This window comes from Nonomuraea sp. NPDC004354, assembly GCF_053602555.1.
This window is the reverse complement of record NZ_JBSGDV010000022.1, coordinates 21,047-33,838: the sequence shown is the minus strand read 5'-3', so window position 1 is coordinate 33,838 and position 12,792 is coordinate 21,047. Positions and strand designations below refer to the sequence as shown.

15 protein-coding genes are annotated in these 12,792 nt (G+C 70.4%); 10 read left to right on the top strand and 5 right to left on the bottom strand.

The window, feature by feature from the left end:
- Positions 1-89: 89 nt before the first annotated feature.
- The gene (locus ACWENQ_RS39000) at positions 90-1,298 is read right to left on the bottom strand and encodes an NAD(P)-dependent malic enzyme (protein WP_452418739.1); all 1,209 of its coding nucleotides are present in this window, start codon (positions 1,296-1,298) and stop codon (positions 90-92) included.
- A gap of 134 nt (positions 1,299-1,432) precedes the next feature.
- Between ACWENQ_RS39000 and ACWENQ_RS38995 the strand changes: the two genes are divergently transcribed.
- A complete protein-coding gene (locus ACWENQ_RS38995; protein WP_449928350.1) occupies positions 1,433-1,849 on the top strand; it encodes a CGNR zinc finger domain-containing protein in 417 nt (138 codons plus the stop codon).
- Between the two features lie 60 nt (positions 1,850-1,909).
- Here ACWENQ_RS38995 and ACWENQ_RS38990 read toward each other — a convergent pair whose 3' ends face one another.
- Positions 1,910-2,206 (bottom strand): S24 family peptidase, encoded by a 297-nt coding sequence (locus ACWENQ_RS38990; RefSeq protein WP_354921654.1) that lies wholly within the window; start codon positions 2,204-2,206, stop codon positions 1,910-1,912.
- Between the two features lie 244 nt (positions 2,207-2,450).
- On the opposite strand from ACWENQ_RS38990, the gene sodN reads away from it, so the two are divergent.
- From sodN to ACWENQ_RS38975, 3 genes are all read left to right on the top strand, one after another.
- On the top strand, positions 2,451-2,852 hold the full coding sequence (gene sodN / locus ACWENQ_RS38985) for a superoxide dismutase, Ni (RefSeq protein WP_354921657.1): 402 nt from the start codon (positions 2,451-2,453) through the stop codon (positions 2,850-2,852).
- Positions 2,853-2,970: 118 nt separating this feature from the next.
- Positions 2,971-3,381, top strand: a complete 411-nt coding sequence (locus ACWENQ_RS38980; protein WP_183655876.1) for an ATP-binding protein — start codon at positions 2,971-2,973, stop codon at positions 3,379-3,381.
- Between the two features lie 17 nt (positions 3,382-3,398).
- The gene (locus ACWENQ_RS38975) at positions 3,399-4,178 is read left to right on the top strand and encodes an RNA polymerase sigma factor SigF (protein WP_354921660.1); all 780 of its coding nucleotides are present in this window, start codon (positions 3,399-3,401) and stop codon (positions 4,176-4,178) included.
- Here the strand turns inward: ACWENQ_RS38975 and ACWENQ_RS38970 are convergent.
- Complete coding sequence (locus ACWENQ_RS38970; protein ID WP_354921663.1) at positions 4,175-4,528, bottom strand: hypothetical protein; 354 nt, start codon at positions 4,526-4,528, stop codon at positions 4,175-4,177. The genes ACWENQ_RS38975 and ACWENQ_RS38970 overlap by 4 nt on opposite strands.
- Positions 4,529-4,821: 293 nt before the next feature.
- Here ACWENQ_RS38970 and ACWENQ_RS38965 point away from each other — a divergent pair, with 293 nt between their 5' ends.
- Together ACWENQ_RS38965 and ACWENQ_RS38960 are read left to right on the top strand one after the other, a co-directional pair.
- Positions 4,822-5,763, top strand: coding sequence for a diacylglycerol/lipid kinase family protein (locus tag ACWENQ_RS38965; RefSeq protein WP_452418737.1), 942 nt, complete (start codon positions 4,822-4,824; stop codon positions 5,761-5,763).
- Between the two features lie 277 nt (positions 5,764-6,040).
- Positions 6,041-6,295: a WhiB family transcriptional regulator gene (locus ACWENQ_RS38960; RefSeq protein WP_354921669.1), complete on the top strand. Its 255-nt coding sequence runs from the start codon at positions 6,041-6,043 to the stop codon at positions 6,293-6,295.
- Between the two features lie 413 nt (positions 6,296-6,708).
- Here the strand turns inward: ACWENQ_RS38960 and ACWENQ_RS38955 are convergent, their stop codons facing one another.
- Positions 6,709-8,250: a sensor histidine kinase gene (locus ACWENQ_RS38955; protein WP_452418736.1), complete on the bottom strand. Its 1,542-nt coding sequence runs from the start codon at positions 8,248-8,250 to the stop codon at positions 6,709-6,711.
- A gap of 9 nt (positions 8,251-8,259) precedes the next feature.
- On the opposite strand from ACWENQ_RS38955, the gene ACWENQ_RS38950 reads away from it, so the two are divergent.
- Together ACWENQ_RS38950 and ACWENQ_RS38945 are read left to right on the top strand one after the other, a co-directional pair.
- The gene (locus ACWENQ_RS38950) at positions 8,260-8,610 is read left to right on the top strand and encodes a hypothetical protein (RefSeq protein WP_449928343.1); all 351 of its coding nucleotides are present in this window, start codon (positions 8,260-8,262) and stop codon (positions 8,608-8,610) included.
- Positions 8,607-9,326 carry a GntR family transcriptional regulator gene (locus ACWENQ_RS38945; protein ID WP_354921679.1) on the top strand — a complete coding sequence of 240 codons (720 nt, stop codon included), beginning with the start codon at positions 8,607-8,609 and terminating at the stop codon, positions 9,324-9,326. Before ACWENQ_RS38950 ends, ACWENQ_RS38945 begins: the two co-directional genes overlap by 4 nt.
- A 290-nt stretch (positions 9,327-9,616) precedes the next feature.
- Here the strand turns inward: ACWENQ_RS38945 and ACWENQ_RS38940 are convergent, their stop codons facing one another.
- On the bottom strand, positions 9,617-10,216 hold the full coding sequence (locus tag ACWENQ_RS38940) for a hypothetical protein (RefSeq protein ID WP_449928341.1): 600 nt from the start codon (positions 10,214-10,216) through the stop codon (positions 9,617-9,619).
- A 94-nt stretch (positions 10,217-10,310) separates the two neighbouring features.
- Here ACWENQ_RS38940 and ACWENQ_RS38935 point away from each other — a divergent pair, with 94 nt between their 5' ends.
- Positions 10,311-11,084, top strand: a complete 774-nt coding sequence (locus tag ACWENQ_RS38935; protein WP_449928339.1) for an SAM-dependent methyltransferase — start codon at positions 10,311-10,313, stop codon at positions 11,082-11,084.
- Positions 11,085-11,142: 58 nt separating this feature from the next.
- Complete coding sequence (locus ACWENQ_RS38930; RefSeq protein WP_452418735.1) at positions 11,143-12,789, top strand: acetolactate synthase; 1,647 nt, start codon at positions 11,143-11,145, stop codon at positions 12,787-12,789.
- Positions 12,790-12,792: the final 3 nt, after the last annotated feature.

The following is a 12,792-nucleotide window of genomic DNA, read 5'->3' as shown; positions in this document are numbered from 1 at the left end:
TCGCCGTTCCCAAAAGGAACAGCAAACTTTCTTGGGAGTAAACCCGCGTGACAAGCCCCCGGCGCCGGGCGCCGGGGGCTTGGCTGCCGTCAGAGCCTGGCCACGCCGTCCTCACGCGCCTGGGCGGCCACGGCCGCGATGACGGCCGGAGCGACCCGCGGGTCGAACGGGCTCGGGATGACGTAGTCCTCCCGCAGCGCGTCGCCGACCACGTCCGCGAGCGCCGCGGCCGCCGCCACCTTCATGTTCTCCGTGATGGTGGTCGCGCGGACGTCCAGCGCGCCCCTGAACACCCCGGGGAAGGCGAGCACGTTGTTGATCTGGTTGGGGAAGTCGGAGCGCCCGGTCGCCACCACCCGCGCGTGGCGGCCGGCGACCGACGGGTGCACCTCGGGCGTCGGGTTGGACAGCGCGAACACGATGGAGTCGGCCGCCATGGAGGCGATGGCCTCCTCCGACACCGTCGAGCCCGACAGGCCGACGAACACGTCCGCGCCGGCCAGGGCCTCCTCGGTCGAGCCGGTGCGGCCGGCCTTGTTGGTGTCGGCCGCCAGGGCCTGCTTGAAGGGGTTCAGGTGGGAACGGCCCGCGTAGATCAGGCCTCGAGAGTCGGACACCGCGATGTCGCCGATGCCCGCGTTGAGCAGCATGCGCGTGACGGCGACGCCGGAGGCGCCGGCACCGGCCACGACGGCGCGCAGCGCGCTCAGCGGACGGCCCGTCAGCCGGGCGGCGTTCTGGAGCGCGGCCGTGACGACGATCGCCGTGCCGTGCTGGTCGTCGTGGAAGACCGGGATGTCGAGCATGGCGCGCAGCCGCTCCTCGACCTCGAAGCAGCGGGGTGCGCTGATGTCCTCGAGGTTGATGCCGCCGAAGGACGGCGCGAGCCTGGCGACGGTCTCGACGAGGGCGTCGACCGAGGTGCAGTCGAGGCAGATGGGCACCGCGTCGACCCCGCCGAACTCCTTGAACAGCAGCGCCTTGCCCTCCATGACGGGCATGGCGGCCGCGGGCCCGATGTCGCCGAGCCCGAGGACGGCGGTGCCGTCGGAGACGACCGCGACGACGTTGGACACCCAGGTGTAGTCCATGGCGAGCTCGGGGGACTCGGCGATGGCCGTGCAGACCTTGGCCACCCCCGGCGTGTAGGCGAGGGACAGGTCGTCCGCGTCGCGGACGGGGATGGTGGAGCGGACCTCGAGCTTGCCCCCGCGGTGCAGGGCGAAAGCCGGATCCAGGTCGAGGGATTCGAGAGATGCAGAAGCGGGCGTGACAGCCACAGCGACCCCAGTAGTCATCGGAATGGACACGAACCAGACGCCGCACGAGAGGTGTGAAGCAGCAGGCGTCTTCGTGAGGGGGTACGGGGGTCACCCGTTTTTTGATTCTGCCACATACTGAGACGCGCGCATGTGTAAGGAGTGTTAACAGGTTGGATCTGACCTCATACGCGGAGTTGGCCGTCCTTCTGGTCAACGGCGAGCTTCCTGATGAGAACGGCCTGCGCGAGGAGCTCACGTCCGTCTTCGCGCTCGCCGACGCGGGGAAGCACGAGGAGGCGGTCGGGCTGCTCAACGCTTTGCTCGCGCGGCACCCCGTCCATCCGCACATCTCCGCCCACGACGGGCAGGGCTGGCATCTCCACCTGGCGGAGGGCGGCCTGGTGATGGGTCTGGCCGCCGTCGTGACCGACCTGGGCGTCGACCGGCTGGGCGTGTGCAGGGCGGCGCGGTGCGCGAACGTGTTCGTCGACACCTCGTCCAACCGTTCGCGCCGCTACTGCTCCGAGCGCTGCGCCAGCAGGGCGAACGTGGCCGCCTATCGCGCCCGCCGCAGGAACGCCCCCTGACCCACCCGAGGGGCCGACTACCGAGCGCGGCACAGGAACGCCCCTGCCCCGAGGGGCCGCCTACCGAGCGCGGCGCAGGAGCGGCCAGTAGCGGAGGACGACGCGGCCCACGATGTCGTCGACGGGGCCGAAGTCCCAGCTGTCCTTGCGTCCCGAGGCGCGCTGGTTGTCGCTCTCCAGCCACCACCCGTCCGCGCCACGCCACTGGGCCCGTTTGACGATCAGCTGCGACGGGTCTCCGGGCAACCTGGCGACGACCAGGTCGCCGGGATGCACGGCGGCGCCGCGCCGTACCAGCAGCCAGTCTCCGGGCCGGAGCGCCGGCCGCATGGAGTCTCCTTCGACACGCACCCTCATGGGCTGGTGATCTCCCTACGCGATGGAATCCTCCCGTGCGTCAACGTAGCCGCCCTGACTGCCCGGCGTCATCGCGGGAGTGCTACCGATTCCGCTACGACGAGACGCCGGAAGGGCGATCGGTGAGGGGCCTTTTCGCTCACCGGCGCGTGCAGAGCGGCCCCTGATACAAGGGCGATCGGGCAGACCCGAGTAAGGTCAGTAACCGGACCAAGCTGATACAGCATCAAGGAAGGACTTTCTGATGCTCGCACGACTGATGCGACCCAAGCACGTCGCTTCGGCGCACTGCGATCTCCCTTGCGGCGTCTACGACCCTGCCCAGGCCCGTATCGAGGCCGAGTCGGTCAAGGCGATCATGGAGAAGTACGCGGCCAACGAGGACCCGGTCTTCCGCGCTCGCGCCCTCACCATCAAGGAGGAGCGCGCCGAGCTCGTCAAGCACCACCTGTGGGTCCTGTGGACCGACTACTTCAAGCCCCCGCACCTGGAGACCTACCCGCAGCTGCACCAGCTGTTCTGGGAGGCCACCAAGCTCGCCGGCGCCGCCGGCGGCAAGGGCACGGTCGACGTGGACAAGGCCGACGAGCTCCTCGGCAAGATCGACGAGATCGCCAAGATCTTCTGGGAGACGAAGGCGGCCTGAACAGCGCCGAAGGGCCCCGCACCTGCGGGGCCTTTTTCGTTGGTTGGCGCGTCTGAGGACACCAATCGCCTCCAGGTGGCGGTAAGTTGCAGAGAGCGTCCTATACGCGAGGAGGAACGTGACCGAGGACACCGAGGCGCGCGTGATCCGTGATGTGGTGAGCGTCAGGCTGCCCGCCGCGAGCGCGTACTTGTCCGTGCTGCGCACGGCCACTGCCGGCCTGGCCGCACGGCTTGACTTCACGCTCGACGAGATCGAGGACCTGCGCATCGCCGTCGACGAGGCCTGCGCCATGTTGCTGAACGAGGCCGTGCCTGGCACCGACCTGACGGCCGAATTCGAGCTGACCGGGCAGGAGATGCAGGTCAGAGTAGAGGTCGCGACCGTGGGCAGCTCGGCGCCGAAGCGCGATGACTTCGCGTGGATGGTGCTGACCGCCCTGGCCGACGACGTCGACGCGGTGACCGATTCCCCCGACCGTATGGCGATCGTCCTGCGTAAGCGCCGAGGCGCGGCGAGGCCGGCGTGACGGAAAGGACTGGAGCCATGGCCGCCAGCGACCACGCCGTGCCCGACAGGGTGCGCGCCCGCATGCTCTTCGCCGAGCTGGCCGAGCTGGGCCCCGACGATCCGCGCCGGCAGCGCATCAGGGACGAGCTGGTCGAGCTTCATCTCCCCCTGGTGGAATACCTGGCCCGTCGCTTCCGCAACAGGGGCGAGTGGCTCGACGACCTGACCCAGGTCGCCACCATCGGCCTGATCAAGTCGATCGACAGGTTCGATCTGGCGCGCGGGGTGGAGTTCTCCACGTACGCGACCCCGACGATCGTCGGCGAGATCAAGCGTCACTTCCGCGACAAGGGCTGGGCGGTGCGGGTGCCGCGCCGGCTCCAGGAGCTCAAGCTGTCGCTGACCAAGGCGATAAGCGAGCTGTCGCAGCGGGAGGGGCGCGCGCCGACGGTGGCCGAGCTGGCCGCCTACCTGAAGATGACCGAGGAGGAGGTGCTCGAGGGCCTGGAGTCGGCCAACGCCTACTCCACCGTCTCGCTCGACGCCCCCGACTCGGGCGACGACGACGCGCCGGCGGTGTCCGACTCTCTGGGCATCGTGGACGAGTCGCTCGAGGGCGTCGAGTACCGCGAGTCGCTCAAGCCGTTGCTGGAGCGGCTGCCCCCGCGTGAGAAGCGCATCCTGCTGCTGCGGTTCTTCGGCAACATGACGCAGTCGCAGATCGCCACCGAGCTCGGGATCTCGCAGATGCACGTCTCGCGCCTGCTGGCACGCACGCTCGCGCAGCTGCGCGAGGGCCTGACGGCCGAAGACTAGTCGCCGTACAACGCCTTCGTGGTCGGCGGCGCGAGCAGCGTGGCCAGTCCCGCGATGGCGACGACCAGCAGCGGTACGCCGATGGCGGGCTGGCCCGACTGGATCACCGTCACCGACACGGGGATCATGAAGATCTGGGTCAGCACGCCGGGCGCCCGCCCCCAGCGCTCGGCCCTGAGCAGTCCGCCCCATGCCACCCAGATCAGCCCGGCGCCGATGAGCAGCCCGAAGGCGGCCTCGGCGACGCCCGCGAGGGTCTCGGTCGCCTGGCCCGTGAGCGTGCCGACCGCCGCGTAGACCCCGAGCCCGAGCGCCACCAGCCCTTCGAGCGCCACGATCACGGCCGCCACCACCAAACTCCAAGGGCGCATGGTTCTGTTTCTCTCCGTACGGCAAGCGGGGTCAAGGCCAAGGCGGTCACCGGTGACCGGCCGTCTTCCACGCTACTCCAGCAGGACTTCGGCCGGCCGCCGTCACGTCGGCCCGCGGGCCGGAACGGGCCCGACCCATCATCCCGTCCTGGTCCGCCGGTCTCCCAACCGGCCACCCGACGACCCCCCGAAAGCCCATCAAAGCGATATGTAGCCCACTCATTGCCCTTATCCGGACAAGACGGACATCGATCATTGGCTACGCTGGCCGTATGCGCGCGATGCTCCTGGTCAACCCCAAGGCCACGACGACGAACCACCGCACGCGTGACGTGCTCATCCGCGCGCTCAGCGCGGCCGTCGACCTGACCGTCGAGGAGACCGGGTATCGAGGCCACGCCGCCGCGCTGGCCGGCACCGCGCACGCCAAGGGCTACGACGCCGTCGCGGTGCTCGGCGGCGACGGCACGGTCAACGAGGCGGTCAACGGCCTGCTCGAGGGCGAGGGTCACGACCAGGCCGAGCGCCCGTCGCTCATGGTGATCCCGGGAGGCAGCGCCAACGTCTTCGCCCGCGCGCTCGGCCTGCCCAACGACCCGGTCGAGGCCACCGGCGCGGTCCTGGAGGCACTGCGGGAGGGACGCCGGAGGTCGGTGGGTTTGGGCCAGGCCCTCTGGGAGGACGAGAGCCGCTACTTCACCTTCTGCTCGGGGCTCGGCTACGACGCCGAGGTGGTGCGCGCGGTCGAGGGCCTGCGCGGGGCGGGCCGCAAGGCGACCCCCGCACGCTACGTGATCACCGCGCTGCGCCACTACCTGTCCACGGACAAGCGGCATCCCGCGATGACCGTCAAGGGCCCGGGCATCCCGACCGCCGAGGGCGTCTTCATGGCGATCATCTGCAACACCTCGCCGTGGACCTACGTCGGTCCCCGCCCGGTCTCGCCGACGCCGTGGGCGAGTTTCGAGACCGGGATCGACCTGCTGGGACTCCAGCGGATGGGGCTGCCGTCGGTGGTCGGGATCATCCACCAGATCCTCACGGAACGTGACAGCCTTCCGCACGGCAGGCACCTGGTCCAGCTCCACGACGAGCCGGAGTTCACGATCTCCGCGGAGCGTCCTGTCGCCTTCCAGCTCGATGGTGACTACCTGGGGGAACGCGAGTCCGTAACGTTCCGGTCTATCCCGAACGCATTACACGTGCTGGTCTAGCTGGTTACATTCGGTCATTGTGTGATGCATCCGACATCCATATCCCCCAAAACTTCGCCCCAAACCTCTTGCGTGCACTCTGCGTGGCTGGAAGTCTCAGCAGTAGTCGGAACGTAGGACCTTTAACCCACCCAAGGGTCCTACCCCGAGACGGCGCGACCTCCCCCGGGTCCCACCAGGATTCGGGTAAAGGTTCGCGCTAGTTAGTGAAAGTCTTCACAAAGTAGACCGCACGGAGTCGGCGATCGGCGGACTCCATCTACGAAGGAGTGGACGCATGGACTGGCGCCACCGAGCTGCCTGCCGTGACGTGGACCCCGAGCTGTTCTTCCCGATCGGCAACACGGGCCCGGCCCTGATGCAGATCGAGGAGGCCAAGCAGGTGTGCCGTTCCTGCTCGGCCGTCGACGCCTGCCTGAAGTGGGCCCTGGAATCCGGACAGGACGCCGGTGTGTGGGGCGGCCTCAGCGAGGACGAGCGCCGCGCCCTCAAGCGCCGCACCGCCCGCGCCCGCGCTCGCGCGTCCGCCTGACCTTCGAACCACCCGTCTCCCCTGACGCCTGGCGCGTGAGACTTTCCCGCCAGGCCCGCTGCCCCGAGGGGTCGCGGTATCCGAGACCCGAGTCCGCGCCCCGCACGACGGGCGCGGACTGAGGTCCTTCCTGGCCCGGTGCCCTCCGGCGGGCGAGCCCCCCCGCGCCCCCGCGCGTGTGCCCGAGCGCCCGGAGTCTCCAGCAACGCCCTGGCGGGAGCACGAACCCGCAGTCTCCAGCAACGTCCCGGCCGGAGCGCGAACCCGCACTCTCCCGCGACGACACAGGCCGGAGCACGACCGCCCGCAGCCTCCCGCGACGAGACCCCCGGGCAGGTGCACGACCGCCCGCAGCCTCCCGCGACGAGACCCCCGAGTTGGCGCACGACCGCCGGGATGCCGGGCAGCCGACGTCACGAGGACGGCAGCGGGATCGACAGCGTGACCTCGGTCCCCCCGCCCTGACGCGGTTCGATCGCCAGCTTGCCCGACAGCTCCCCCTCCACCAGGGTCCGCACGATCTGCAGGCCGAGGCTGGTCGAGCTGTCCAGGTCGAAGTCCTCCGGCAGCCCCGTGCCGTCGTCCCACACCACGACGTGCAGCCGCTCGCCCCCTGCCGACACGACCACCTGCAGCCGCCGGGGCCGGCCGTGCTGGAGGGCGTTCTGGAGCAGCTCGGTCAGCGCCATCGCCAGCGGCGTGGCGATGAGCGAGGGCAGCACCCCGAAGGTGCCGACCCTGCGCGGTGTCACCGCCGCCTCGGCGGCCGACACCTCGCCGGCCATCGCGATGACCCTGTCGGCGATCTCGTCGAAGTCGACGAACTCCTCAGGCGCCATCGACAGCGTCTCGTGGACGATGGCGATCGAGCCGACCCGCCGTACCGCCTCCTCCAGCGCCTCGCGGCCCTCGGGGAGCTGCAGGCGGCGCGCCTGCAGGCGCAGCAGCGCCGCGACGGTCTGCAGGTTGTTCTTGACGCGGTGGTGGATCTCGCGGATCGTCGCGTCCTTGGTCATGAGCTCGCGCTCGCGCCGCCGCAGCTCGGTGACGTCGCGGATGAGCACCAGGGCGCCGATGCGGCCGCCGCCGACGATCAGCGGGATGGCCCGCAGCTGGACGATCGTGCCGCCCGACTCGACCTCGGTCTCCTTGGCCGCGCGACCGCTGGCCACGATCATCAGGTCTTCGTTGATCGGCTCGTCGCTGTAGCACAGCGCCGCCGTCAGCCGGCCGAGCTCGGCGCCCACCAGGTCGGCGTGCAGGCCTAGGCGGCGGTAGGCCGACAGGGCGTTCGGCGAGGCGTAGGTGACCCGGCCCGCGCGGTCGAGCCGCAGCAGGCCGTCGCCGACGCGGGGGGAACGGACGAGGATCGGCTCCTCGCCGGAGAACGGGAAGCGGCCCTCCGCCACCATCTGGGCCAGGTCGGAGGCGCTCTGCAGGTAGGTGAGCTCCAGGCGCGAAGGGGTGCGGGCCGACGACAGGTTCGTGGAGCGCTGGATCACGCCGAGGAAGCGGCCCTCGCCGCCGGGCATGGCCCGCCGTACCGGGATGGTCTCCTCGCGGACCGGCACGCCGGTGGACCAGTCGGGGTCGCCCTCGCGGCAGATGCGCCGCTCGTTCCACGCGGTGTCGATCAGGCCGCGCTCGCCCTTGGCCACGATGGTGCCGACGATGTCGTCGTGGTACACCGTGGGGCCGGTGGTCGGCCGCATCTGCGCGATGGCGATCCAGCCGCTGTCGCCGAGCGGCTGGCCCGGCTCGTCCGCGCGCCCCTCACCGGAGCCCGCGCGCGCCTCACCCGAGCCCGCGCGGTCGAGCAGCGGGGCCCACAGGATGAGGTCGGCGAACGACAGGTCGGCGAGCAGCTGCCAGTCGGAGACCAGCGAGTGCAGCCAGTCGAGGTCCGCCGCGTCGAGAGCGGTGTGGCGGACGACGAGGTCGCTGAGAGTCGGCACGAGTGCATCATGCGTGCTTTCGGCCACAACAACCAACTCGCCCCGGGCAAAGTGCAGTTGGTGCTGTTTCGGGGCATCTCACATTGTGAGAACCATCACACCGCGGAGCCCAGGAAAGTGTTCGAGGCCTTGATCCGGCGTGCCACAGCAGAGGCGGTTGTCACCGCACGCTTGGCCACGGATATCCTTCACAATCAGCCCGAGCTGCCCATACGTGCGCGTGCGAAGGCCGAACTGTTCCGGGTGCCCGCAAGCCCCTCTTGCTTGTGGTTGACCACTCGGGCCAATCTGAGTTCCGATGATCTCGCGGTGATCAGACACGCCCTCACCGCCGTGGCTGGAGTGAAGGTGAGCGCGTGACAGAAGAGTCCCCTCGCGTACCCAAGTACTACGACGTCAAACGGAGTCTGCTGGAGCTCACCAAGAGCCTCACGCCGGGCAGTTCGCTGCCGCCCGAGCGGACGCTGGCCGTGCGCTTCGAGACCTCCCGCACGACGGTCCGCCAGGCGCTGACCGAGCTGGTGGTGGAAGGCAGGCTGGTACGCATCCAGGGCAAGGGCACCTTCGTCGCCCAGCCGAAGGTGGCCCAGGTGCTGCAGCTCACCTCCTACATCGGCGACCTGCGCACCGCGGGGCTGGAACCGGACACGAAGATCCTGGACATCAGCTACATCACCGCCGACGAGGCGCTGGCCAGGCGGCTGGCGATCAACCCGGGCGGCCGGGTGCTGCGCATCCACCGGCTCCGCCTGGCCAACGGCGAACCGGTCTCCATCGACACCACCCACCTGTCGGCGCGCCGCTTCCCCAGGCTGCGGCGGGAGCTCGAGGTCCACTCGTCGCTGTACGAGACGCTGCACAACGCCTACAACGTGCGGCTGACGGACGCCGAGGAGGTCATCGAGACCGTCCTGGCGACGCCGTACGACGCGCAGATGCTGGGCGTCGACGTGGGCCTGCCGATGCTGCTGCTGACCAGGCACGCCTTCGACGCCGACGGCAACCCGGTGGAGTGGGCCCAGTCCCTCTACCGCGGCGACCGCTACAAGTTCGTCACCCGCCTGCGCCGCCCCTGAAAGGCGAGGTCTCTCCTCCGGCCCTCCCCGGGGGCTCCCGCCCCCTCTCGGCGCCCCGGCACGTGGGCGAGGTGGGACCGGCGCCTCAGGTCGCCTCGCCGTGCGGTGGGGCGGTGATGGTGCTCGCGGGCGTGCGGAAGGCCGCGCGGGCAGACCGCGACCTGGCCTGTCATGCGTGGCGCCGGTCGCCGGAGTGGGGCCGCGATCAGCATGTCGTGGATCTCGGCCCGGGGTGCGGTGGCGAGGGTGTCCGATGCCGCTGTCGCGGACGGGCCCCCTCGCCCGAGGACCTAGCAGGCCGCCTCCGGCAGCCAGCAGACCTTGCCCGCCATCTCCCTGGCGTCCTTCAGCAGCGTCCCGAACTCCTTCATGGGCAGCGAGGGAGTTGGCCACGCCGTCTCGGTGTAGACCATGACCGCCGCGCCCCTGCGGACCGCGACCTGCCTGAGCCCGCCCTCCCAGTACCTGGCCCCCACCCTGATGGCCTCGTCGCCGAGCTTGAGCGGCTTGCTGTAGTAGGTGATCCGCTCGATGCCGGCGCCCCGCGAGGCGCACGTCTTCAGCTCGGCGCGCATCGCGTCCATGGCCGCGCGGGCGCCCGCCTCGTCCCGGTAGAGCGCCAGCTGCTCGCCGCCGAGGTCGATCTCCTGCTGCCGGTAGATCGTCCTGGCCGCCACGCGCCCCTTCTCGACGCCCCCGCGCCTGTTCCAGTAGCTGTCGTGGCAGGCGTCGACCATGAGCGGCATCGAGGGCCGGTCCGACACCTCCCAGATGTCCCAGCCGCTCGACCGGTTCTCCCACAGCAGGAAGTCCTTCGGCAGCGTCGCCCCCGTGCTTCCCAGCAGCATGCTCGCGGCGGTCATGACCGCCGCCCCCGTCATCATCCCCATGCCTGGTAGACGCGGGGGTCACGACGGAAGTTCGCGACCAACAGGTATCAGGACCGTCACCCGGGAAACGGGCGGCGATGGCTAGATTGGGGCGATGCGAGAGATCGACACCAGCGTGCCGCACTCGGCCAGGATCTGGAACTACTGGCTCGGCGGCAAGGACAACTACGAGGTCGACAGGGCCGCCGGCGACGAGTTCCTGAAGATCTTCCCTGGCATGGCGGCGGGCGCCCGGGCGTCACGGGCGTTCCTGGGGCGGACGATCACCTGGCTGGCGGCCGAGGCCGGGATCCGGCAGTTCCTCGACATCGGCACCGGATTGCCCACCGCGGACAACACCCATCAGATCGCCCAGCGCATCGCGCCCGAGTCCCGCGTCGTCTACGTCGACAACGACCCGCTCGTCCTGGCCCACGCCCGCGCGTTGCTGACCGGCACGCCGGAGGGCGCCACCGACTACATCGACGCCGACGTACGCGACCCCGACACGATCCTCACGGGCGCCGCCAAGACGCTCGACTTCGGCACGCCGATCGCGCTCAACCTGAGCGGGATCATGGGTCACGTGGTCGACGACGAGGCGGCGCTGTCCATCGTCCGCAGGCTGCTCGACGCCCTTCCCTCCGGCAGCTATCTGGCGCTCAACGACGGCAGCAACGTGCACAGCGCGGCCAACAGGCAGGCCCACCAGCAGTACAACGAGAGCGGGGCGCTGCCGTACATCCAGCGCAGTCCCGAGCAGATCGCCCGGTTCTTCGACGGGCTGGAGCTGGTGGAGCCGGGGCTGGTGTCGGTGTCGAGGTGGCGTCCGGAGGGGATCACGCCGCCGGAGGTCGACGGATACGGCGCGGTCGGTCGTAAGCCCTGACCCAAGGGGCTGTTGTGGAACCTGTTTGGAACGGTGAGCGGCTGGTAGGTTCCCGGCCATGGAGTCTGCGAAGCACGCCGGCGACGCCGCAGTCGCCGTCGCCAAGGCCTACGGCATCGAGACCATGTTCACCCTGTCCGGCGGGCACGTCTTCCCCCTCTACGACGGCGCCGTGCACGAGGAGATGCGCATCCTCGACGTCCGACACGAGCAGAGCGCCGTGTTCGCCGCCGAGGCGACGGCCAGGCTGACCAGGAAGCCCGGCCTCGCCGTCCTGACCGCGGGGCCCGGCATCACCAACGGCGTCAGCGGCGTCGCCACCGCGCACTTCAACGGTTCGCCCGTCGTGGTCATGGGCGGCCGGGCGCCGCAGTCGCGCTGGGGCAGCGGGGCGCTGCAGGAGATGGACCATCCTCCGCTGCTCGAGCCGATCACCAAGCTGTCCTTCACCGCCACCGCGGCCGACTCGATCGGCCAGGACGTCGAGCTCGCCTTCCGCACGGCCATCGCCCCGCACCGGGGGCCGGTGTTCATCGACTTCTTCATGGACCACCTGTTCTCGCCCTCGCCGATGCACCAGGCCGAGACCCAGACGCCCTCCCCGCTCGAGCCCGATCCTGACGCGATCGTCCGCGTCGCGGCCCTGCTGGCCGAGGCCGAACGCCCCGTGGTGGTGCTCGGCTCCGACGTGTGGATGGACCGCGCCGAGGAGGCCGCCCGCGACTTCGTGGAGGCGTGGCGGCTGCCCGTCATCCCCAACGGCCAGGGCCGCGGCATCCTGCCCGCGGGGCACGAGCTGCTGGTCACCCGCGCCCGCGGGCTGGCCTTCGGCCAGGCCGACCTGGTGGTCGTGATCGGCACGCCGCTCGACTTCCGCCTCGGCTACGGCTGGTTCGGCGGCAAGGAGGGCGCCCCGCTGGCCCGCGTCGTCCACCTCGCCGACGCGCCGTCACAGCTGGCCACCCACATGCAGCCCGCCGCCTCGGCCGCCGGCGACCTGTCGCTGGTGTTCTGGAGCCTCGGTACGGCATGCGGCGACGCGGGCGTGAAGCCCTCGCGCTACTCCGCCTGGCTCGACACGCTCTCCCAGGCGGCCGCCAAGGCCATCGCCGGCGACGCCGACCTGCTGGCGGCCTCCGCCGACCCGATCCATCCCATGCGCATCTACGGCGAGCTGGCCAAGGTGCTCGACGACGACGCGGTGGTGATCGGCGACGGCGGCGACTTCGTCTCCTACGCGGGCAAGTACGTCGAGCCCCGCCGGCCGGGCAACTGGCTCGACCCCGGCCCCTACGGCTGCCTCGGCACGGGCCTCGGCTACTCCATCGCCGCCCGCCTGGCCCGCCCCTCCTCGCAGGTGGTGCTGCTGCTCGGCGACGGCGCCGCGGGCTTCTCGCTGATGGACGTCGACACCCTGGTCAGGCACCGGCTGCCGGTCGTCATGGTGTGCGGCAACAACGGCATGTGGGGCCTGGAGAAGCACCCCATGCAGCTGCTGTACGGCTACGACGTGGCCGCCGAGTTGCGCCCCGAGACGCGCTACGACCAGGTGGTGACCGCGCTCGGCGGCGGCGGGGAGCTGGTGACCAAGCCGTCGGAGATCGGGCCCGCGCTGCGGCGGGCGTTCGACTCCGGCGTGCCGTACCTGGTGAACATCGCCACCGACCCGCAGGTCGCCTACCCCCGCAACACCACGGGGGTCTGAACG